Below are 20,153 nucleotides of genomic sequence, written 5' to 3' on the forward strand. Positions count from 1 at the left end.
CTGACTCGATGCGTTCGGTCCCTTCACAGGCCGAAGAACAAGCGACCCCGACACCCCAGTCACTGGCAGCGCATGACGTTCCGTCAAAGGATCTCAGAGACCTTGTAGGCGATTCCGCCTTCGACCAGGTACCCCGATCCGACGCACACCGTGCCGTTGAGCCAGGCGTACGGCTCGGCTCCTGTCTCGAAGAGGGGGTTGGTGCGGAAGTAGTACTGGTCGGGGTCGATCCGGTGCCGCTCGGCGGGGTCGGCCATGGCGGCGCGCAGCTTGGGCGGGGTGACCCAGCGTCCCCCGTAGGTCATGTGCAGGAGGGCGCCGTCGTGGGTGCGCAGGGTCAGGCGTACGTCCAGGCTCATCGTTCCGTCGGGACCGAACAGCGCCCAGTCTCCTCCGCCGGGGAGGACCTCGCCGTGCAGCCTGGGCCCGTGGAACGTGCCGCCTGCCGCTCCGAAGAGGACGCGTCGGCCGAACGGGCCGGGGCCGATGGGCAGGCGGGGGTGCAGGTCGACGACCATGTCGAAGAGGTGCGCTGTCCGGATGTCGCCGACGTCCTTGACCCGCGGGTCCGTTGTCATGCGGCGTCGCCTCCTTCGAGTGCGGGGAACAATCGGCGTCGGACCGCGTCCGTCGAGACGCCGGACCGGGCGCAGAGCGTCGCCAGGTCGAAGAGGAACCGTTCGCCCGCGATGAGGTCGTCCGCGAAGGTGAACTGGATGAACACGGGTATCTCCGCGCGCCTGCCGTTGGGACGTACGCCGAACCGGTTGCCCGTCATGGTCATTCGTGCGGTGCCCCAGCACACGAGCGTGTCGCCGTTGCTCGCGTGGCCTTGCAGGTCGACGTCATAGTCGGGAAACGAGGCGAAGAACCGGCGCAGCACCTTCTCGTTCTCGGCCAGACCCCTTGCCGTCGTACCGAAGGCGGGTGTCTCCAGCAGGACGTCGGGGTGGAGGAGCCGCAGTGCGGCGGGGACGTCCTGCCGGCTCTTCACCTCGGCGAGGGAGTGGGCCAGTTCTAACATGCTTTGTCCGTCCATGAGTTGCCTCCTTCTCGGAGAGATGAACGTACGACCGGTCGTACGCTTTGGGCAAGCCCGTATGTCAGGATGGGGCCATGAGCGATCAGTCGGAGCACTGGGGCCCGCAATCGGTCCCGGTGGCGGGCGGAGCAGCAGGCGAGTCCATGTCGGATCAGCGGCTCGTCCGGGGGGTGCGCGCCCGGCGCAGGATCGCGCGGCACGGTGTCGATGTCGCGTCGTTGGAGGGGCTGGACGGACTGAGCATCGGCCGGCTCGCCGCCGACCTGGAGCTGAGCAAGAGCGGCGTCCAGACGCTGTTCAGGACCAAGGAGAACTTGCAGCTCGCGGTCGCGGAGTCGGCGCGCGCGGAGTTCGCCGAGGCGGTGGTCCGCCCCGCACAGGCCGCGGAACCGGGCGCCGCGCGGCTCCGTGCGCTGGCGGAACGGTGGATCGCTTACGCCGAGGCACCGCTGTTCGCCGGCGGCTGTTTCTGGGCGGCCAGCCTCCCGGAGTTCGACAGCAGACCCGGCATGGTCCGCGACGCCCTGCTGCTCCACCGTCGCAACTGGCTTGCTCTGCTTGCCGGGGAGCTTCGCCATGGTGTGGACACGGGAGAGATCTCCGAACTCGACCCGGATCTCACGGCCTTCCAGATCGACGCGGTACTCATGGCCGCCAACACGGCCTTGCGTCTGGGCGATCCCGACGTGGTCTCGAAGGTGCGCCGTGTCGTCGACGGGTTCCTCGCGCCATCACCGCACTGACTGGTGTACATCGCCGACAGGTGACGTGGCGGTCAACGCCTGAGTTCTCCGGTCTCCGGCCAATGCCGCGCCTCGGCGACCAGCGCGTTCCGGACCCGCACAAGCGGATGGTCGTCCCGGTCAGTCCTGCGTCCGCTCGTGGTACGACCGCCGTGTGTGTTCCGTGTGTTCGCGCATCAGGGTGGTCGCCAGCTGTTCGTCGCGGGCCGTGATCGCCGCTATCAGTTCACGGTGTTCGATCCAGGACTGGCGGCCCCGCTGGCGGGCCACCGGGGTGTAGTACCAGCGGACCCGGCGGTCGACCTGGGCGGCGAGTTCGGCGAGGACCGTGTTGCCGGCCAGGGTCATGATCTTGGCGTGGAAGGCCGCGTTCAGGGCGACGGCCGTGTCCACATCGTCCGCGGTGACCGCCTTCTCGCCCTCGACGCACAGGGATTCCAGCGCGGCCACTCCCGCCTTGTCCGCGTTGGCCGCCGCCAGGCGCGCCGCCTCCGCCTCCAACAGGGTGCGGACGGTGAGGAGTTGGTCGGCCTCCTGCTCCGTCGGCTCGTGGACGAACGCGCCCTGGGCGGGGCGCAGATCGACCCAGCCCTCGGTGTTCAGCCGCTGGAGCGCCTCGCGGACCGGCTGCCGGGAGACGCCGAGGTGGCCGGCGAGTTCGCTCTCGACGAGGTGCTGGCCCGGCTGGAGGGCGCGGGTGGTGATGAGCTCCAGCAGGGCCTCGTACACGCGGTCGCGGAGCGGGCCGGGGCGTTCCAGCTTCGGCACCGCGCCCTGCGGCAGTCCGGCAGACAACATCGGCTTCCCCCTCCTCGGCGGACGCGCAGAGAGTCAATGCAGAGAGTCAATCCAGTATCGATTGTCTTTCGTCTACAGTCTACGGTGCGCAAAGGCCGGAGGAAGCGGGAGTCGGACGCCTCACAGTGGGACACACGCTCCTCGCCGCCGCCTCAGGGGCAGCGCACGACCTGCCCGGCGTACGACAGGTTGCCGCCGAAGCCGAACAGCAGGACCGGGTCGCCGCCGGAGACGCGGCCCTGTTCGACGAGCTTGGAGAGCGCGAGGGGGATGCTCGCGGCCGAGGTGTTGCCCGATTCGGTGACATCGCGGGCGACGACCGCGTTGACCGCGCCGATCTTCGCCGCGAGCGGCTCGATGATCCGCAGGTTCGCCTGGTGCAGGACGACCGCCGCGAGATCGACGGGGTCCACGCCCGCCTTCTCGCAGGCGCGCCGGGCGATGGGCGGCAGCTGGGTGGTGGCCCAGCGGTAGACGCTCTGCCCCTCCTGCGCGAACCGGGGCGGGGTGCCCTCGATGCGTACGGCGTTGCCCATCTCGGGGACGGAACCCCACAGGACCGGTCCGATCCCGGGCTCCTCGCCCGGTCCGCACGCCTCGACCACGGCCGCGCCCGCCCCGTCGCCGACCAGGACGCACGTCGTACGGTCGGTCCAGTCCGTGACCTCGGACATCTTGTCGGCGCCGATGACCAGGGCCCGGGTGGCGGCACCCGCCCGGACGGTGTGGTCGGCGGTGGCGAGCGCGTGGGTGAAGCCGGCGCACACGACGTTGATGTCCATCGCCGCGGGCTGCGGGATGCCGAGGCGGGCGGCGACGCGGGCGGCGGTGTTCGGGGAGCGGTCGATCGCGGTGGAGGTGGCGACCAGGACCAGGTCGATGTCCGCGGGGGTGAGGCCGGCCGCGGCGAGGGCCTTGGCGGCGGCGTGCGCGGCCAGCTCGTCGACGGGTTCGTCGGGGCCCGCGATGTGCCGGGTGTTGATGCCCACCCGGCTGCGGATCCACTCGTCACTGGTGTCGACCATGCGCGCCAGGTCCTCGTTGGTGAGTACCTTGGCGGGCTGGTAGTGGCCGACGGCGGCGATGCGCGAGCCGTTCATGGGTGGTGGATCCCCCTCGTTGCCTCGGTGTGCGGGCCCACCAGTCTGTTCAGTGACTCACGGGTACGACGGCATGTAAGGCCACAGGAAACGGGCGCCCGAGTTGTCGGCTTCTGGCAGACCATCGGACGCCCGAACATGCTTCCGGTTCAGCCGTTGAACAGCTGTGTCGCCTTCTGTACGAGTTCGTACACACCGTAGGCGAAGGGCGCGCCCACCCAGACCCAGGCGAGCGCGATCAGCCAGCGGCGGTCGGGCTCAGGCCGGCTGCTGTCGTTCGACATCGACTGCCTCCCTCGGGGCGGGGATGTGGTGGCGGGCGTCGACCGGCCGGACGAATTCGTTGGCGATGAAGCCGATGACAAGCAGGCCGATCATGATGCCGAAGGACAGGGTGTACAGGTCCGAGCCGTGCTTGCCGGCGGACTTCTGGTGGTCGGCGATCCAGTTGACGATCAGCGGTCCGAGTACACCGGCGAGGGACCAGGCGGTGAGCAGCCGGCCGTGGATGGCGCCGACCTGGTAGGTGCCGAAGAGGTCCTTGAGGTAGGCGGGGACGGTGGCGAAGCCGCCGCCGTAGAAGGAGAGGATCACCAGCGCGCAGAGGATGAACAGGGGTTTCGAGGAGTCGCCGAAGAGGGTGATCAGCAGGTACATCAGGGCGCCCACGCCGAGGTAGACACGGTAGATGTTCTTGCGGCCGATCAGGTCGGACGTGGACGACCAGCCGATACGGCCGGCCATGTTGGCGGCGGACAGCAGGGCGACGAACCCGGCCGCCGCGGACACCGTCACCGGGGTGGAGCTGCCGGCGAAGAAGTCCGTGATCATCGGGGCGGCCTTCTCCAGGATGCCGATGCCCGCGGTCACGTTCATGCAGAGCACGACCCACAGGCACCAGAACTGCGGGGTGCGGATCGCGCAGTTCGCGGAGACCTGGACGCCCTCGTAGGCGCTCGGCGCGTCCGCGACCGGCTTCTCGGTGCGAGGGACGCGGATCAGCAGCACGCCGAGGGTCATGAAGACGGCGTACGACAGCCCGTGCACCAGGAAGGCGAGCGCGATGCCATCGTTGTCACTGCCGAAGGACGAGAGCATCTGCGCGGACCAGGGCGAGGCGATCAGTGCGCCGCCGCCGAAGCCCATGATGGCGATGCCGGTGGCCATGCCGGGGCGGTCCGGGAACCACTTGATCAGTGTGGAGACGGGCGAGATGTAGCCGATGCCCAGGCCGATGCCGCCGACGAAGCCGTAGCCGAGGACGATCAGCCAGAACTGCTTGGTCTCGGCGCCGAGGGCGGAGATCAGGAAGCCGGAGGAGAAGCAGATCAGGGCCACCGTCATGGCCCAGCGCGGTCCGTTGCGCTCGACCAGGGTGCCGCCGAACGCGGCCGACAGGCCGAGCATCACGATCGCGAGCTGGAAGGGCAGCGCGCTCTCGGTGCCGTTCAGGTTCAGCGCGGATTCGAGCGGCGGCTTGAACACGCTCCAGGCGTAGGCCTGGCCGATGGAGAGATGGACGGAGAGGGCGGCGGGCGGGACGAGCCAGCGGCTCCAGCCCGGCGGTGCTACAGGGGGGCTGCTCATGAATCCCGAACGGTAGGGCCCCGTCAGGTGGTTGAGAACCCGACGACTCGATCGTATGCGGTGAGCGGTATCCAGAATGCGCCGAACGGTCGCTGTCCGAACCCTTGTCGCCCTCAACTCCATACTGTAGACAATATTTCGTCGACATGATTCGGCCGATGCCTGACACGATCCGGCCTTCCCCCAGGCCACCTCCGCGGTATCCCTCAAACCGAACGGAGCGTTCCGTGAAAGTCGCAGTCCTCGGCGCCGGTGCGATCGGCGCCTACGTCGGTGCCGCGCTCCACCGCGCGGGCGCCGATGTGCATCTCATCGCCCGTGGACCCCATCTGGCGGCCATGAGGCAGTACGGAGTACGGGTGCTGAGCCCGCGCGGCGACTTCACCGCGCACACGCACGCCACCGACGATCCGGCCGAGGTCGGCCCGGTCGACTATGTCTTTCTGGGTCTGAAAGCCAACTCGTACGCGGCGTGCGGGCCGCTGATCGAGCCGCTGCTCGACGAGCGCACGGCGGTGGTCGCGGCCCAGAACGGCATCCCCTGGTGGTACTTCCACCGCCACGGCGGCCCCTACGACGGCCACCGCGTCGAGAGCGTCGACCCGGGCGGTGCCGTCAGCGCCGTGCTCGCCCCCGAACGCGCCGTCGGCTGTGTGGTCTACGCAGCCACCGAGCTCGAAGCCCCGGGCGTGGTACGGCACTTGGAGGGCACCCGGTTCTCGGTCGGCGAGCCCGACCGCAGTGTGTCCACACGCTGTCTGCGGTTCAGCGAGGCCATGCAGGCCGGCGGGCTGAAGTGCCCGGTGGAGCCGGGCCTGCGCAACGACATCTGGCTCAAGCTGCTCGGCAACATCTCCTTCAATCCGATCAGCGCGCTGGCCCGCGCCACCATGCGGCAGATGTGCCTGCACGGCGGCACCCGCCGGGTCATCGAGATCATGATGCGCGAGACGCTCGACGTGGCCGAGGCGCTCGGCTGCGAGGTCGGTGTCTCCATAGAACGCCGGCTCGCGGGCGCCGAGAAGGTCGGCGACCACCGCACCTCCACGCTCCAGGACCTGGAGCGTGGCAAGCCGCTGGAACTCGACGTGCTGCTCGCGGCCGTCGTCGAGCTGGCGGAGATCACCGGCGTGGAGGTGCCCACCCTGCGCACCGTGCACGCCATCTCGGACCTGCTCGCGCTGAGGAGCGCCGCATGAGGAAACGGCAACCGAAGACGTACACCCGGCTCACCCACCCGCTGGTACGGGACTCCCGTGACGAGCCGCTCCGGCAGGCGAGTTGGCAGGAGGCGCTGGACCGGGCGGCCCAGGGCCTGGAGCGCAACCGCGACGCGTTCGGGATGTTCTCCTGCGCCCGCGCCACCAACGAGATGAACTACGTGGCCCAGAAGTTCGCCCGGGTGGTGATGGGCACCAACAACGTCGACTCCTGCAACCGGACCTGTCACGCCCCGAGCGTGGCCGGCCTGAGCGCCGCCTTCGGCTCCGGCGGCGGCACCTCCTCCTACGAGGAGATCGAGCACACCGACGTCATCGTGATGTGGGGCTCCAACGCCCGCTTCGCGCACCCGATCTTCTTCCAACACGTGCTGAAGGGGATCCGGAACGGCGCCCGGATGTACGCGGTGGACCCGCGCCGCACCTCGACCGCGGAGTGGGCGGAGAGCTGGCTCGGGCTGAACGTCGGCACGGACATCCCGATGGCGCACGCGATCGGCCGGGAGATCATCCACGCGGGGCTGGCCAACGAGGCGTTCGTCGAGCGGGCGACGACCGGCTTCGAGGAGTACCGGGCACTGGTCGAGCCGTGGACGCTGTCGCTCGCGGAGAAGGTGACCGGCGTACCGGCTGCCGCCATACGGGAGTTGGCGCATGCCTACGCCCGCGCCGAGCGCGCCCAGCTGTGCTGGACCCTCGGGATCACCGAGCACCACAACGGCACCGACAACGTCCGCGCCCTGATCAACCTCTCGCTGCTCACCGGCCAGGTGGGCCGGTGGGGCGCCGGGCTGCAGCCGCTGCGCGGTCAGAACAACGTGCAGGGCGGCGGGGACATGGGGGCGATCCCCAACCGGCTGCCCGGCTTCCAGGACATCCTCGACCCGGGCATCCGGCTGAAGTTCGAGTCCGCCTGGGACACGGTGATCCAGCCGCACTACGGGCTGAACCTCACCGAGATGTTCGAGGCGATGGAGGAGGGCGCGCTGAAGGCGGTCTACTGCATCGGCGAGAACCCGGCCCAGTCGGAGGCGGACAGCGAACAGGCCGTACGACGGCTCCGCGCCCTCGACTTCCTCGTCGTCCAGGACATCTTCCTCACGAAGACGGCCGAGTTGGCGGACGTGGTGCTGCCCGCGACCGCCGGCTGGGCGGAGACCGAGGGCACGACGACCAACAGCGAACGCCGGGTTCAGCGGGTACGCCGTGCGGTCGCCCCGCCCGGCGAGGCCCGCGAGGACATCGACATCCTCTGCGACCTGGCGGCCCGGCTCGGCCACGACTGGAAGTACAGGGACGCGGAGGCCGTCTGGAACGAACTCCGCTCGGTCTCCCCCGACCACTACGGGATGACGTACGACCGGCTCACCGAGCACCAGGGCATCCAGTGGCCCTGCCCGAGCACCGAGCGTCTCGAACCGACGTACCTGCACGGCCGGTTGTGGGAGAAGGACCCGGCGAGGCGCGGGCTGCCGGCTCCCTTCGGGCTGGTCCGGCACGATCCGCCGGTCGATCTCACCGACGAGGAGTACCCGATCCGGCTCACCACCGGGCGACGGCTCGACTCCTACAACACCGGTGTGCAGAGCGGGGGTTACGCCTCCCCGCTGCGGCGCGGCGAGTACGTCGAGCTGTGCCCGGAGGACGCCGAGCGGTACGGGGTGGCCGTCGGCGAGGAGGTCCGGGTGTCCTCGCGGCGGGGCGCGGTCGTGGCGCCGGTCTGGGTCGACACGGCCCTGCGCCCCGGGCTCGCCTTCATGACCATGCACTTTCCCGACGAGGTCGACACCAACCAGCTGACGATCGAGGCCAACTGCCCGATCGCGGGGACGGCGGAGTTCAAGGCCTCGGCCATCCGTATCGAGAAGCTCCCGGTCGCGACCATCGTGAGGTGACACAAGTGGACCTGCACTTCGGCGACAGCAAACCGACGGACGACGAACGGGCCGCCGTCGACGCCCTGTTGGGCCCTCCGGAGTCCTCCTGGGAGGGCGCCGACCGCACCGACGCGGACCTGCGCTGGGCGCGCGGCGGCCGCGAGGCCCGGGACCGCCGCGACCTGCTGCTGCCGGGGCTGCACGCCCTCAACGACCGGATCGGCTGGATCAGCGAGGGCGCCCTCGACTACCTGTGCCGCCGTCTGACGGTCCCCCCGGCCGAGGCCTACGGCGTCGCCACCTTCTACGCCATGTTCTCCGTCAGACCCCGCCCGGCCACCGTCCTGCACATCTGCACGGACCTGGCGTGCACGGCGGCCGGGGCGGCCGTGCTGTGCGACGAAGCGGAGGCGGGTCTCGGCCCCGGGGTGCACGTCGAGCGCAGCCCGTGCCTGGGCCTGTGCGAGCGCGCCCCGGCGGCCCTTGCCGTCCGGGCGGGCGATCCGGTGCGTACGGCGGTGTCGGCCCCGGCGACGGTCGAAGCGGCCGTCCTCGCGGCCACCGCGCCTGACTCGGCGCCGCAGGAACCGCCGGCGGCGACGGCCGTGCCCCAGGCGGGTCAGGAGGGTCAGGAGGGTCAGGAGGGTCAGGAGGGTCTGATCCTGTTGAAGCGGGTCGGCGTGGTCGATCCGTCGTCCCTCGACGACTACCGGGCGAACGGCGGCTACACAGCCCTGCGCCGCGCCTTCGAACTCGGGCCGGCCGGGGTCATCCGCGAGGTCACCGACTCCGGTCTGGTCGGGCGCGGCGGCGCCGCCTTCCCCACCGGCCGCAAATGGCAGGCCACGGCGTCCCAGCCGGACCGTCCGCACTACCTGGTCTGCAACGCCGACGAATCCGAGCCGGGCACCTTCAAGGACCGCGTGATCATGGAGGGCGATCCGTACGCGCTGGTCGAGGCGATGACGATCGCGGCGTATGCGATCGGCGCGCACCGGGGTCTCGTCTACGTCCGCGGTGAGTATCCGCGAGCGATACATCGCATACGGCATGCGGTCGACCAGGCGCGCGCCCGTGGCTTCCTCGGCGACGACGTCCTCGGCCAGGGGTTCGCCTTCGACATCGAGATCCGGCGGGGTGCGGGGGCGTACATCTGCGGTGAGGAGACGGCCCTGTTCAACTCGATCGAGGGGTACCGGGGCGAGCCGCGATCCAAGCCGCCGTTCCCCGTGGAGAAGGGGCTGTTCGGGAAGCCGACGGTAGAGAACAACGTGGAGACACTGGTCAACGTCCTGCCGATCCTGACCATGGGCGCGCCGGCGTACGCGGCGATCGGGACGGGACGGTCGACCGGTCCGAAGCTGTTCTGTGTGTCCGGGTGCGTGGCCCGGCCGGGCGTCTACGAACTCCCCTTCGGTGCGACGCTCGGCGAGCTCCTCCGGCTGGCCGGGGTGCGGGACGGGTTGCGGGCGGTGCTGCTCGGCGGCGCCGCGGGCGGCTTCGTACGGCCGGACGAACTCGGCATCCCGCTCACCTTCGAGGGCACCCGGGAGGCGGGCACCACGCTCGGCTCGGGCGTGGTGATGGCCTTCGACGACACCGTGCCGCTCCCTGGGCTCCTGCTCCGGATAGCCCGGTTCTTCCGGGAGGAGTCCTGTGGGCAGTGCGTGCCGTGCCGGGTCGGGACGGTCCGGCAGGAGGAGGCGCTGCACCGGATCGTGACCCGCACGGGCGCCGACGCGGCCGGGGACATCGCGCTGCTGCGCGAGGTCGGCCGGGCGATGCGGGACGCCTCGATCTGCGGTCTCGGGCAGACCGCCTGGAACGCCGTGGAATCCGCCATCGACCGTCTGGGGGCGTACGAATGACCGTGACACCGCTGGGGATCCCGCGCCGGCTGCTGGAGTTCACGATCGACGGCCGGGAGGTGCGGGTCCCGGAGGGCTCCACGATCCTGGACGCGTGCCGGACGGCGGGGAAGGACGTCCCGACGCTGTGCGAGGGCGACACCCTGCGCCCGAAGAACGCCTGCCGGGTGTGTGTCGTCGAGGTGGAGGGGTCCCGGACGCTGGTGCCCGCCTGCTCCCGGAAGGCCGAGCCGGGGATGGTGGTGCGAACCGGCACCGAACGCGTCCGGCACAGCCGGAAGCTCGTGCTGGAGCTGCTGGCCTCCTCGGTGGACCTGTCGACGACCCCGCGCGCCGCCGAATGGATCAAGGAGTACGAGGCGAAGCCGGGCCGCTTCGGCCCCGACGCGGCCCGCCTGAACGAGGAACCCAGGGTCGACAACGAACTGTATGTCCGCGACTACGGCAAGTGCATCCTCTGCTACAAGTGCGTGGACGCCTGTGGCGACCAGTGGCAGAACAGTTTCGCGATCTCCGTCTCCGGGCGCGGTTTCGACGCCCGGATCGCCGTCGAGCACGACGCCCCGCTGACCGACTCGGCGTGTGTCTACTGCGGCAACTGCGTTGAGGTCTGTCCCACCGGGGCACTGTCGTTCAGGTCGGAGTTCGACATGCGGGCGGCCGGTTCCTGGGACGAGTCCCGGCAGACGGAGACGACGACCGTGTGCGCGTACTGCGGTGTGGGCTGCAACCTCACGCTCCACGTGCAGGACAATGAGATAGTCAAGGTCACCTCGCCGCACGACAACCCGGTGACCCACGGCAATCTCTGCATCAAGGGCCGTTTCGGCTACCAGCACGTACAGAACCGGGGCTGATCAGGACATGGGACGAGTCACGGAACGACGCAAGGTCATCCGCATCCGCGACGGAGCGGTCTCCGCCCGGCCGGACACGCTCGTCGCCGAGGAACCGCTGGAGATCAGACTCAACGGGAAACCCCTCGCGATCACCATGCGCACACCCGGCGACGACTTCGCGCTGGCGGCCGGGTTCCTGGTGAGCGAGGGGGTGCTGGCGGCCGCCGACGACCTGCAGAACATCGTCTACTGCGCGGGCGCCACGGTCGACGGCTCCAACACCTACAACGTCGTCGACGTGCGCACCACGCCGGGCGTCCAGCTGCCCGACTTCACCCTGGAGCGGAACGTCTACACGTCCTCGTCGTGCGGGCTGTGCGGCAAGGCGAGTCTGGACGCGGTGCGTACGACGGCTCGCTGGCCGATAGCCGACACTCCCCCGGTCCGGGTCACACCCGAGCTGCTCGCGAGCCTCCCCGACCGGCTCCGCGCGTCGCAGCGGGTGTTCGACCGGACCGGGGGGCTGCACGCGGCGGCGCTGTTCTCGGAGGACGGCGAGCTGCTGGACATCCGTGAGGACGTGGGCCGGCACAACGCGGTGGACAAGCTGGTGGGCCGGGCGCTGCAGAACGGTCAGCTGCCGTTGTCCCGCACCATCCTCCTGGTCTCCGGGCGGGCCTCCTTCGAGCTGGCGCAGAAGGCCGTGATGGCGGGCATCCCGGTGCTTGCGGCGGTCTCGGCGCCGTCGTCGCTGGCGGTGGACCTGGCGGCGGAGACCGGGCTGACCCTGGTCGGTTTCCTGCGGGGCAGCAACATGAACGTGTACGCGGGCGAGGACCGTATCGCCCTGCGGGCCGCGGCCGCCCAGGGCTGACCGGTTCCCCGCGTCACGGCGGCGGGGCCCCGACCGGCGGGGAGCGCCCCCTGCGCCGCAGGGGCCCCGCCTCAGTCGGGCATCGCGACCCCCGCCGCGGCCTCGGCGAACGCGGCGACCAGCGGGGAGTGCCGGCCGGTCGCCCAGGCCAGCAGCACCTGGTCGGGTTCGGCGTCGACGACCGGGACGTAGACGATGTCCGGACGGGAGTACTGCTCGGCGGCCGAGCGGGGCACCATCGTGATGGCGGTGCCGGCGGCCACGCACTCGAACTTCTCCTCGATGGTGCGCAGCGGCAGGTCGCCGGGCCGGGGATCGTTGTAGCGCAGCCACTGTTCGCCGTCGAGGTCGGCGAGGGAGATCTCCTGCTTCCCGGCGAGCCGGTGCCGGTCCGGGAGCATGGCCACGCGGGGCTCGCTGTACAGGGGGCGCAGTTCGAGTCCGTCCGGCCGGACGGGCCGGCGTACGTAGGCGATGTCGACGGTGCCGTCCAGGATCAGTTGCTCCTGGTCGTCCCACTCGACCCGGCGGGCATTGGCCTCGATGTCCGGGTGTGCCGCGGTGAAGGCGCGCAGTGCGCCGGTGACGACGACGCCGGCGCGGAAGCCGACGACCAGTCGCCGCCGGCCCCGTGCGGCCTGTAGGACGCGGCGCCGGGTGGCGTCGGCGCCGGCCAGCAACGGGCGTGCGTCGTCGAGGAGTTGGTGTCCGGCGTCGGTCAAGGTCACGCCATGGCTGTCGCGTACGAACAGGTCGGCGCCCAAGTCCTTCTCCAGTGCGCGGATCTGACGGCTCAGCACCGGTTGCGCGATGTGCAGCCGCTCGGCCGCCCGGCCGAAGTGGAGGAGTTCGGCGACCGCCACGAAGTAGCGGACCTTGCGCAGATCCAGGTCCATGGCCGCGGCCCCTTCCCGCACGGTGGCAATGCCTCCAGGGTATCGCCACCGCTCAAAGAGGTCTTGGACGGCGGACATCGCCGGACCGCAGGCTGGAAGCGTCCGAACGGGACGGAAAACCGGCTGGGAAAGGGATCGGTCATGGGTCTGCAGGGACAGCGTGTCGTCGTCATCGGGGGCACGTCGGGCATCGGGCTGGCGGTCGCCGAGGGCGCCGCACGGGAGGGCGCGCGGGTGGTCGTCGCCTCGCGCCGGCAGGAGAACGTGGACGCGGCGCTGAAGGTGCTTCCCGAGGGCGCCGAGGGGCTGGTGCTGGACGCGTCGGACGGGGACGCGGTGCGCGGCTTCTTCGCGGCGGTCGGCGAGTACGACCACCTGGTGTACACGGCGGGTGACTCGCTGCTGCTGGAGAGTGTGGCCGAGACGGACGTCGAGCGGGCCCGGCGTTTCCTGGACACCCGGTTGTGGGGCGCGTACACGGCGGTGAAGTGGGGCGCGGGGTCGATCCGTCCGGGCGGGTCGGTGGTGCTCACCACCGGGACTGCGGGGCAGCGGCCGCTGCCCGGTTCGAGTGTCGCGTCGGCGTTGTGCGGGGCGATGGAGTCGCTGACCCGGGCGCTGGCAGTGGAGCTGGCGCCGCTGCGGGTGAACGTGGTGTCGCCGGGGGTGGTGCGGACCGAGCTGTGGCGGGAGCTGCCGGAGGAGGACCGGGACGGGTTGTTCCGGTCGTCCGCCGAGTCGCTGCCGGTGGGGCGGGTCGGCGAGCCGGCGGATGTGGCCGAGGCGTATCTGTATCTGATGCGCGGGGGGTACAGCACCGGGTCGGTGGTGGTCGTGGACGGGGGCGGGTCGCTGGTCTGAACGGTCAGGCGGGGGTGAGGTGCAGGTCGGCGGCGGTCACGACGGTGCCGAGGCGCGGGAAGTCGAGCCGCACGGACGCCTCGTGCTCCGCGGCGGTGAGGGCGGCCATGGCGTCCTCGACGAAGACGAGGTCGTAGCCGAGGTCGGCGGCGGCGCGGGCGGTGGACTCGACGCCGAGGTTGGTGGCGATGCCGCCGAACACCAGCCGGGTGACGCCGAGCCGGCGGAGCCGGGCGTCGAGTTCGGTGCCCTGGAAGGCGCCGATCGTGCGCTTGGTGATCTCCACGTCCCCTTCCTCGCGCAGTCCGGCCACCAGCGCGCTGCCCGGCGGCTGCTCCGCGAGGGCGGGCCGCTCGACGCGGACGAGCACCACGGGGGCGCCGGCCGCGCGGAAGGCGGCGGCCAGTTCCTCGGCGGTGTGCAGGACTTCGGTGCCTTTGCGGGGCTCCAGGGGCAGCGCGACGATGCGGTCCATCAGGTCGACGAGGACGAGGGCGGTGCGCGCCGGGTCGAGTGCCAGGGGTGCGGTCATGACGGAACGTTAGCCTTCATGAGCCGTCCGTACCGGAGATCCGGATCAACAGGCCCATGAACTGGTCGCGTTCGGCCGCCGACAGCGGGGCGAGCAGCGTGTCGTTGGCCGCGCGGGCCGCCTCCTCGCAGCGGGCGAGCAGGCGGCCGCCTTCGTCCGTGAGGGACACGGCGTTCTTGCGGCGGTCCGTGGGATCGGGTGTGCGCAGGACGAGTCCGGCGGCCTGGAGGTCGTTGAGGACGCCGACCAGGTCCTTGGGGTCGAGGGAGACCGATCGCCCCAGGTCGGCCTGGGCGACGGGGGCGAGGTCGCGTACGGCGGAGAGGACGACGTGGTGCCACATCCGCATGCCGTGTTCCGCGAGCGCCTCGGCGACCAGGGCCCGGCCGCGGGCGGCGGCCCGGCCGAGCAGCCAGCTGGGCAGGGAGCGGATGGCAGGGAGGGGGGCTTCGGCCATGGGAGCAGCCTAGCCAAGAACCCGTTGGCCCCCCCAACGAAAATTCATTGGACTCCCCAACGAACCCCTCCTATCGTTGGGGATCCCAATGAATTCCCTGCCCTGCGGAGGTGCGATGCGTCGCGTCCGGTACGAGTCCACCGGCGGCCCCCTGTTCCTGGAGGAGGCACCCGTCCCCGAGGCCGGGCCGGGTGAGCTGCTGGTGCGCTGCGAGGCGGTCGGGGTCACGCTGCCCGTGGTCCGCAAGGTCACCGAGGCGGCGGAGCCGGTACCGCTGGGCGGCGAGATCGCCGGCGAGGTGGTGGCCGTCGGTGCGGGCGCCACCCGCTTCCGTCCCGGCGACCGGGTCACCGGCCTGTGCTTCGGCCACGGCTATGCCGAGTTCGCCGTTCTGCGGGAGGCGATGGCCTCCCCCGTCCCCGGCACGGCGTCCGCCGTCGACGCGGTGGCCCTGGTCCGCAGCGGCCTGGTCGCCCTCGGCGCCCTGACCGCGGCCCGCCCCGAACCGGGCGAGACGGCCCTGGTCACGGCGGCGGCGAGCGGAGTCGGCCACCTCGCCGTCCAGCTCGCCCGCGTCCGGGGAGCAGGACGGCTCGTCGGCGCCGTCTCCGACCCCGCCAAGGCGGCCTTCGTCCGCTCCCTGGGCGCCGACGCGGTGGTGACGTACGCCGACGGCGACTGGGACACCCCGGCCGACTACGCCCTGGACGCGGTCGGCGGCGACCTGCTCACCCCCGCCCTCGCCGCGCTGGCCCCCGGCGGCCGGCTGGTGGCGTACAGCTCGGGCGGCGGGACCGTCCGGGCGTACGACCTGCTGGTGGACGCGAAGACGGTGACCGGCTTCCAGATCGCCCGGATCGCGCGCGAGCGGCCGGCGCTCTACGAGCAGTGGCGTCGGGAACTGTGGCGGCTGTTCGCGGACGGGTCCGTACGGCCCGCCGTGCACGGGGAGTTCCCGCTCGCGGAGGCCGCGCGGGCGCACGAGGTGATCGAGACACGGGCCAACCTGGGCAAGGTGGTGCTGCGCCCCTGACCTCAGGTGTTCAGCGGCCGGGCGTCCCCGTGCCGACGGCCGGCCGTGGCCGCGCCGCCGGGGCGGCCGGGGGCAGGACGTCCTCCTGGGCCTCCGGGTCGTGGGCGCGGCGCTTGGCGATCACCGCGCAGACCATGAGCTGCATCTGGTGGAAGAGCATCAGCGGCAGCACGGCCAGCGAGGCGTGGGCGCCGAACAGGACGCTGGCCATGGGCAGCCCGGAGGCGAGGGACTTCTTCGACCCGGCGAACTGGATGGCGATCCGGTCCCCGCGACCGAAGCCGAGCGCCTTGGCGCCGTACCAGGTCAGGAAGAGCATCACGGCGAGCAGGGCGGCCTCGGCCACGAGGAGTCCGCCCAGCCGGACGGGGCTGACCTGGTGCCAGATGCCCCGGACCATGCCCTCGCTGAAGGCGGTGTAGACGACCAGCAGGATGGAGCCGCGGTCGACCAGGCCGAGGACCTTCTTGTGCCGGGTGACGAAAGCGCCGATCCACGGCCGCAGCAGTTGCCCGGCGACGAACGGCACCAGCAGCTGGAGCACGATCTTGACCATCGAGTCGACGGAGAACCCTCCCCCGCTGTTGCCGAGCAGCGCGGCGGCGAGCAGCGGGGTGATGACGATGCCGACGAGGGAGGAGAAGGAGCCGGCGCAGATCGCGGCGGGCACGTTGCCGCGGGCGATCGAGGTGAAGGCGATCGACGACTGGATGGTCGAGGGGACCAGGGTCAGGAAGAGGAAGCCCTGGTAGAGCGGGTGGGTGAGCAGTACGGGGACCAGGCCCCGGGCGGCCAGGCCGAGCACCGGGAAGACCACGAAGGTGCAGACCAGGACCGTGACGTGGAGCCGCCAGTGGCGCAGCCCCTCGACGGCCTCGCGGGTGGAGAGGCGGGCACCGTAGAGGAAGAAGAGGAAGGCGATCGCGGCCGTGGAGGCGCCGGAGGCCGTGTCGGCGGCCACGCCCCGGGCCGGGAGGACCGCGGCGAGACACACCGTCCCGAGCAGCAGCAGGACGTACGGGTCGATCGGCATCCGACTGGGCCAGGTCAGGCGTTTCACGGCGCTCCACTTGCGGGTCGGGCAGGGGTCGGACCGGCGTGTACGGCCGGACTGTCACCAGGGCCGGAAGGCCCCTCTCCATCGTCCTCCTCCACCAGGTGATCGGGAATCCCGTATACCACTCTGACTGACATCACGTTCCGCGATAACATGTTCGAGTGTACGACCCTTCGCAGCTGCGCACCTTCCTGGCGGTGGCCCAGACGCTCAGCTTCACCCAGGCCGCCCGCCGCCTGGGGCTGCGCCAGTCGACGGTCAGCCAGCACGTGCGCCGGCTGGAGGACGCGGCCGGCCGGCAGCTGTTCTCCCGCGACACGCACTCCGTGGAGCTGACCGAGGACGGTGAGGCGATGCTCGGGTTCGCCCGCCGGATCCTGGAGGTGCACGAGCAGGCGACGGCGTTCTTCACGGGCACCCGGGTGCGCGGCCGGCTGCGCTTCGGTGCGTCGGAGGACTTCGTCCTCACCCGGCTGCCGGAGATCCTGGAGGGCTTCCGCTACGACCACCCCGAGGTCGACCTCGAACTGACCGTGGAGCTCTCCGGCACGCTGCACGAGCAGCTGGCCGCCGGAAAACTGGACCTGGTTCTCGCCAAGCGCCGCGCGGAGGACCCGCTGGGCGAGCTGGTCTGGCACGACGACCTGGTGTGGATCGGCGCGGAACGGCTCCGCCTGGACCCCGACCGCCCGGTCCCGCTGATCGTCTACCCCCCGCCGGGCATCACCCGCACTCTCGCCCTGGAGGCACTGGAGCGCCAGGGCCGCGACTGGCGCATCGTCTGCACGAGCGGCAGCCTCAACGGCCTGATGGCGGCGGCGAGGGCGGGTCTGGGGGTGATGGCCCATTCGAGGGGCCTGATCCCACCGGGCCTGTTCCGCGTCCCGGACCGGGCGGGCCTGCCGGAGCTGGGCAAGGTCGACTTCGTCCTCGTCCATGGCCCTGGACGTACACCGGCACAGACGGCGGCAGATGCACTCGCGGCGGCAATCCTGGCAAGCGGAGCCCGCTTGAGACGCCCCTGACCGCAGCGCCGGGCAAGGGGCGCGGGGAACTGCGCGATCAACCCCCACCGGCCCGCAGACTCACCACAACCCCTGATATGTCGACTGTTTCACCCTCCGCAAAAAACCGCATGGCCTCAGTCGCGGGGGCCGTCGGGACGGTGGCGGGCGGGCTGGTTCTGGCGCTGGTACGGGCACCCCGGGCGGCGATCGGAGTGACGGAATCCGGCACGGTGGCGCTGACTTCAGAGAGCACCTCGACACCTCACACCTGACCGTTCGGTAACCAGCAGGAGGCCGTAATCGGGTCGTACAGATTCAGTGGAGATTACGGAGCCGAAACTTACTGAACCGTAAGGATTGTGTCCGACCCTTCCGCATGTGAGCGCATTTTCCGGACGAGGGCGCGACGATACGAGAGCAATGCTTGTTTTCGCACCCCCTCCCGAACGGTCTTCCGGTGGGGTAGCTTTCACGGCGCTGTGCGGAGCGTCACCAGTGAGACTGTGGAGCGAGAACCGGGGAGCGGGGTTTGCGCGAGTTCACCAACCCGCCGTTGGCGTCGGCACCGCCGGTCGGCGGTCTGGCCGACTGTGTGTTCGAGCGTGCCGAGACGGACCCGCTGCACATCGCCCTGGGCCGCAAGGACGACCTCGGCCAGTGGCAGGACGTGACCTCCGCCGAGTTCCGTGACGAGGTCCTGGCCCTCGCCAAGGGGCTCCTCGCGCGGGGCATCCGGTTCGGCGACCGGGTCGCGATCATGTCCCGCACCCGCTACGAGTGGACCCTCTTCGACTTCGCGCTGTGGACGATCGGCGCCCAGGTGGTGCCGGTCTACCCGACGTCGTCGGCCGAGCAGTGCTTCTGGATGCTGTACGACGCGGAGTGCACGGCGGCGATCGTGGAGCACGAGGACCACGCGATGACGATCGCCACCGTCATCGACCGGCTGCCGCAACTGCGCCAGCTGTGGCAGCTGGACTCGGGCGCGGTGCAGGAGCTGTACGACGCGGGTGCGCATCTGGACGACGAGGTCGTGCACCGGCACCGGCAGGCGGTCACCCCGGAGTCGGTCGCCACGATCATCTACACCTCGGGCACCACGGGCCGGCCCAAGGGCTGTGTGCTGTCGCACGGGAACTTCATGTTCGAGGCGGACACGGTCGTCGCCCGCTGGGAGTCGGTGTTCCGCGCCAAGAAGGGCGAGGAGGTCTCCACGCTGCTCTTCCTGCCGCTCGCGCATGTCTTCGGACGCATGGTGGAGGTGGCCGCGATCCGGCACGGCGTCCGCTTCGGCCACCAGCCCCAGCTGCACGCGGCCGCGCTCCTTCCCGACCTGGCGGCCTTCCGGCCGACGTTCATCCTGGCCGTGCCGTACATCTTCGAGAAGGTGTTCAACGCGGCGCGGCGGAAGGCGGAGAAGGAGGGCAAGGGCGGCCCGTTCGAGAAGGCCGTCGAGCTCGCCGTGAAGTACGCGGACGCCGTCGAGGCGAAGGCGTGGGGCACCGGGCCGGGGCCGTCGGCGGGCCTGCGGATGCAGCACCAGCTCTTCGACAAGCTCGTCTACTCCAAGGTCCGGGCGGCGATGGGCGGCCGGATCCGCAACGCCATGTCCGGCGGCTCCGGGATGGACCGCAGGCTCGGTCTGTTCTTCGCCGGCGCCGGGGTGCACATCTACGAGGGCTACGGCCTGACCGAGTCGACGGCCGCCGCGACCGCGAACCCGCCGGAGCGCACCCGCTACGGCACCGTCGGCCAGGCCGTCCCGGGCACGACCGTGCACATCGCGGACGACGGTGAGGTCTGGCTGAACGGCGGCAACGTCTTCCAGGGCTACCTGAACAACCAGAAGGCCACCGACGCCACCCTGCACGACGGCTGGCTGGCCACCGGCGACCTGGGCTCCCTGGACGAGGACGGCTATCTCACCATCACCGGCCGCAAGAAGGAGATCCTGGTGACCTCCGGCGGCAAGAGCGTCTCCCCCGGCGTCCTGGAGGAGCGGGTCCGCGACCATCCGCTGGTCAGCCAGTGCATCGTCGTCGGCAACGACCGCCCCTACATCGCCGCCCTGGTCACCCTGGACACCGATGCGGTCGAGCACTGGCTGACCATGCGCGGCAAACCCCAGATGTCCGCGGCCCAGCTGGTGCGGGACGCCGACCTGGAGACCGAGGTGCGGCGGGCCGTGGTGGCCGCCAACACCCTGGTCTCACAGGCCGAGTCGATCCGTACGTTCCGTATCCTCGCGCAGCCGTTCACCGAGGAACACGGTCTGCTGACCCCGTCGCTGAAGCTGAAGCGCAAGGCGATCGAGAACGCCTACGCCAACGAGGTCGAGGCCCTGTACCGGGCCTGACGGCAC

20 protein-coding genes are annotated in these 20,153 nt (G+C 70.8%); 10 read left to right on the forward strand and 10 right to left on the reverse strand.

The features are described from left to right. Positions 1-83: 83 nt before the first annotated feature. Entirely contained in the window at positions 84-578 is a 495-nt protein-coding gene (locus ACIRR9_RS37935; RefSeq protein WP_403761702.1) for a DUF3237 domain-containing protein, read from the reverse strand. Next, complete coding sequence (locus ACIRR9_RS37940) at positions 575-1,024, reverse strand: ester cyclase (RefSeq protein ID WP_403761705.1); 450 nt, start codon at positions 1,022-1,024, stop codon at positions 575-577. The genes ACIRR9_RS37935 and ACIRR9_RS37940 overlap by 4 nt, the downstream gene beginning before the upstream one ends. A gap of 92 nt (positions 1,025-1,116) precedes the next feature. On the opposite strand from ACIRR9_RS37940, the gene ACIRR9_RS37945 reads away from it, so the two are divergent. Then, positions 1,117-1,785 (forward strand): TetR family transcriptional regulator C-terminal domain-containing protein, encoded by a 669-nt coding sequence (locus ACIRR9_RS37945; RefSeq protein ID WP_403761707.1) that lies wholly within the window; start codon positions 1,117-1,119, stop codon positions 1,783-1,785. 120 nt (positions 1,786-1,905) lie between these two features. Here the strand turns inward: ACIRR9_RS37945 and ACIRR9_RS37950 are convergent, their stop codons facing one another. The 4 genes from ACIRR9_RS37950 to ACIRR9_RS37965 all read right to left on the reverse strand — a co-directional run bounded on the left by ACIRR9_RS37950 (position 1,906) and on the right by ACIRR9_RS37965 (position 5,270). Beyond that, positions 1,906-2,583 (reverse strand): GntR family transcriptional regulator, encoded by a 678-nt coding sequence (locus tag ACIRR9_RS37950; protein WP_403761710.1) that lies wholly within the window; start codon positions 2,581-2,583, stop codon positions 1,906-1,908. A 152-nt stretch (positions 2,584-2,735) separates the two neighbouring features. Then, positions 2,736-3,683, reverse strand: a complete 948-nt coding sequence (locus tag ACIRR9_RS37955; protein ID WP_403761713.1) for a beta-ketoacyl-ACP synthase III — start codon at positions 3,681-3,683, stop codon at positions 2,736-2,738. 149 nt (positions 3,684-3,832) lie between these two features. After that, on the reverse strand, positions 3,833-3,967 hold the full coding sequence (locus ACIRR9_RS37960) for a hypothetical protein (RefSeq protein ID WP_365340466.1): 135 nt from the start codon (positions 3,965-3,967) through the stop codon (positions 3,833-3,835). Continuing rightward, entirely contained in the window at positions 3,942-5,270 is a 1,329-nt protein-coding gene (locus ACIRR9_RS37965) for an OFA family MFS transporter (RefSeq protein ID WP_403761714.1), read from the reverse strand. Before ACIRR9_RS37965 ends, ACIRR9_RS37960 begins: the two co-directional genes overlap by 26 nt. Before the next feature lie 227 nt (positions 5,271-5,497). Between ACIRR9_RS37965 and ACIRR9_RS37970 the strand changes: the two genes are divergently transcribed. Genes ACIRR9_RS37970 through fdhD form a run of 5 tightly spaced genes read left to right on the forward strand, consistent with a single transcriptional unit; the run spans position 5,498 to position 11,948 of the window. Beyond that, complete coding sequence (locus ACIRR9_RS37970; protein WP_403761717.1) at positions 5,498-6,469, forward strand: 2-dehydropantoate 2-reductase; 972 nt, start codon at positions 5,498-5,500, stop codon at positions 6,467-6,469. Beyond that, on the forward strand, positions 6,466-8,385 hold the full coding sequence (locus ACIRR9_RS37975; protein WP_403761720.1) for a molybdopterin oxidoreductase family protein: 1,920 nt from the start codon (positions 6,466-6,468) through the stop codon (positions 8,383-8,385). The genes ACIRR9_RS37970 and ACIRR9_RS37975 overlap by 4 nt, the downstream gene beginning before the upstream one ends. A 5-nt stretch (positions 8,386-8,390) precedes the next feature. Next, positions 8,391-10,235 carry an NADH-ubiquinone oxidoreductase-F iron-sulfur binding region domain-containing protein gene (locus tag ACIRR9_RS37980; protein WP_403761815.1) on the forward strand — a complete coding sequence of 615 codons (1,845 nt, stop codon included), beginning with the start codon at positions 8,391-8,393 and terminating at the stop codon, positions 10,233-10,235. Continuing rightward, positions 10,232-11,092 (forward strand): 2Fe-2S iron-sulfur cluster-binding protein, encoded by an 861-nt coding sequence (locus tag ACIRR9_RS37985; protein WP_403761723.1) that lies wholly within the window; start codon positions 10,232-10,234, stop codon positions 11,090-11,092. The genes ACIRR9_RS37980 and ACIRR9_RS37985 overlap by 4 nt, the downstream gene beginning before the upstream one ends. 7 nt (positions 11,093-11,099) lie before the next feature. Further along, positions 11,100-11,948 (forward strand): formate dehydrogenase accessory sulfurtransferase FdhD, encoded by an 849-nt coding sequence (gene fdhD / locus ACIRR9_RS37990; RefSeq protein ID WP_123972438.1) that lies wholly within the window; start codon positions 11,100-11,102, stop codon positions 11,946-11,948. A 71-nt stretch (positions 11,949-12,019) separates the two neighbouring features. On the opposite strand, the gene ACIRR9_RS37995 is transcribed toward fdhD, so the two are convergent. Beyond that, a complete protein-coding gene (locus tag ACIRR9_RS37995; RefSeq protein WP_403761726.1) occupies positions 12,020-12,844 on the reverse strand; it encodes a LysR family transcriptional regulator in 825 nt (274 codons plus the stop codon). 141 nt (positions 12,845-12,985) lie between these two features. On the opposite strand from ACIRR9_RS37995, the gene ACIRR9_RS38000 reads away from it, so the two are divergent. After that, entirely contained in the window at positions 12,986-13,705 is a 720-nt protein-coding gene (locus tag ACIRR9_RS38000) for an SDR family oxidoreductase (protein ID WP_403761729.1), read from the forward strand. Between the two features lie 4 nt (positions 13,706-13,709). Here the strand turns inward: ACIRR9_RS38000 and ACIRR9_RS38005 are convergent, their stop codons facing one another. Both ACIRR9_RS38005 and ACIRR9_RS38010 read right to left on the reverse strand, forming a co-directional pair. After that, positions 13,710-14,237, reverse strand: coding sequence for an isochorismatase family protein (locus ACIRR9_RS38005; protein WP_403761732.1), 528 nt, complete (start codon positions 14,235-14,237; stop codon positions 13,710-13,712). 16 nt (positions 14,238-14,253) lie between these two features. After that, entirely contained in the window at positions 14,254-14,694 is a 441-nt protein-coding gene (locus tag ACIRR9_RS38010; protein WP_403761735.1) for a MarR family winged helix-turn-helix transcriptional regulator, read from the reverse strand. A gap of 115 nt (positions 14,695-14,809) precedes the next feature. On the opposite strand from ACIRR9_RS38010, the gene ACIRR9_RS38015 reads away from it, so the two are divergent. Beyond that, entirely contained in the window at positions 14,810-15,727 is a 918-nt protein-coding gene (locus tag ACIRR9_RS38015) for a zinc-binding alcohol dehydrogenase family protein (RefSeq protein WP_403761737.1), read from the forward strand. A gap of 10 nt (positions 15,728-15,737) precedes the next feature. Here ACIRR9_RS38015 and ACIRR9_RS38020 read toward each other — a convergent pair whose 3' ends face one another. Then, positions 15,738-16,787: a bile acid:sodium symporter family protein gene (locus ACIRR9_RS38020; RefSeq protein WP_403761740.1), complete on the reverse strand. Its 1,050-nt coding sequence runs from the start codon at positions 16,785-16,787 to the stop codon at positions 15,738-15,740. A 158-nt stretch (positions 16,788-16,945) separates the two neighbouring features. Here ACIRR9_RS38020 and ACIRR9_RS38025 point away from each other — a divergent pair, with 158 nt between their 5' ends. Together ACIRR9_RS38025 and ACIRR9_RS38030 are read left to right on the forward strand one after the other, a co-directional pair. Then, entirely contained in the window at positions 16,946-17,809 is an 864-nt protein-coding gene (locus ACIRR9_RS38025) for a LysR substrate-binding domain-containing protein (protein WP_403761743.1), read from the forward strand. Between the two features lie 511 nt (positions 17,810-18,320). Beyond that, the gene (locus tag ACIRR9_RS38030; protein ID WP_403761746.1) at positions 18,321-20,147 is read left to right on the forward strand and encodes an AMP-dependent synthetase/ligase; all 1,827 of its coding nucleotides are present in this window, start codon (positions 18,321-18,323) and stop codon (positions 20,145-20,147) included. Positions 20,148-20,153 lie beyond the last annotated feature (6 nt).

It is taken from the genome of Streptomyces sp. NPDC101234, from assembly GCF_044767525.1.
In the GTDB taxonomy this organism is placed as follows: domain Bacteria; phylum Actinomycetota; class Actinomycetes; order Streptomycetales; family Streptomycetaceae; genus Streptomyces; species Streptomyces sasae.

What these genes read in the sequence shown, in the direction of transcription:
- ACIRR9_RS37935 (WP_403761702.1), bottom strand. Translation starts at nt 578, where the DNA reads ATGACAACGGACCCGCGGGTCAAGGACGTCGGCGACATCCGGACAGCG.
- ACIRR9_RS38015 (WP_403761737.1), top strand. Translation starts at nt 14,810, where the DNA reads ATGCGTCGCGTCCGGTACGAGTCCACCGGCGGCCCCCTGTTCCTGGAG.
- ACIRR9_RS38000 (WP_403761729.1), top strand. Translation starts at nt 12,986, where the DNA reads ATGGGTCTGCAGGGACAGCGTGTCGTCGTCATCGGGGGCACGTCGGGC.
- ACIRR9_RS37945 (WP_403761707.1), top strand. Translation starts at nt 1,117, where the DNA reads ATGAGCGATCAGTCGGAGCACTGGGGCCCGCAATCGGTCCCGGTGGCG.
- ACIRR9_RS37965 (WP_403761714.1), bottom strand. Translation starts at nt 5,270, where the DNA reads ATGAGCAGCCCCCCTGTAGCACCGCCGGGCTGGAGCCGCTGGCTCGTC.
- ACIRR9_RS37995 (WP_403761726.1), bottom strand. Translation starts at nt 12,844, where the DNA reads ATGGACCTGGATCTGCGCAAGGTCCGCTACTTCGTGGCGGTCGCCGAA.
- ACIRR9_RS38010 (WP_403761735.1), bottom strand. Translation starts at nt 14,694, where the DNA reads ATGGCCGAAGCCCCCCTCCCTGCCATCCGCTCCCTGCCCAGCTGGCTG.
- fdhD (WP_123972438.1), top strand. Translation starts at nt 11,100, where the DNA reads ATGGGACGAGTCACGGAACGACGCAAGGTCATCCGCATCCGCGACGGA.
- ACIRR9_RS37950 (WP_403761710.1), bottom strand. Translation starts at nt 2,583, where the DNA reads ATGTTGTCTGCCGGACTGCCGCAGGGCGCGGTGCCGAAGCTGGAACGC.
- ACIRR9_RS37940 (WP_403761705.1), bottom strand. Translation starts at nt 1,024, where the DNA reads ATGTTAGAACTGGCCCACTCCCTCGCCGAGGTGAAGAGCCGGCAGGAC.
- ACIRR9_RS37985 (WP_403761723.1), top strand. Translation starts at nt 10,232, where the DNA reads ATGACCGTGACACCGCTGGGGATCCCGCGCCGGCTGCTGGAGTTCACG.
- ACIRR9_RS37955 (WP_403761713.1), bottom strand. Translation starts at nt 3,683, where the DNA reads ATGAACGGCTCGCGCATCGCCGCCGTCGGCCACTACCAGCCCGCCAAG.
- ACIRR9_RS37960 (WP_365340466.1), bottom strand. Translation starts at nt 3,967, where the DNA reads ATGTCGAACGACAGCAGCCGGCCTGAGCCCGACCGCCGCTGGCTGATC.
- ACIRR9_RS37975 (WP_403761720.1), top strand. Translation starts at nt 6,466, where the DNA reads ATGAGGAAACGGCAACCGAAGACGTACACCCGGCTCACCCACCCGCTG.
- ACIRR9_RS38005 (WP_403761732.1), bottom strand. Translation starts at nt 14,237, where the DNA reads ATGACCGCACCCCTGGCACTCGACCCGGCGCGCACCGCCCTCGTCCTC.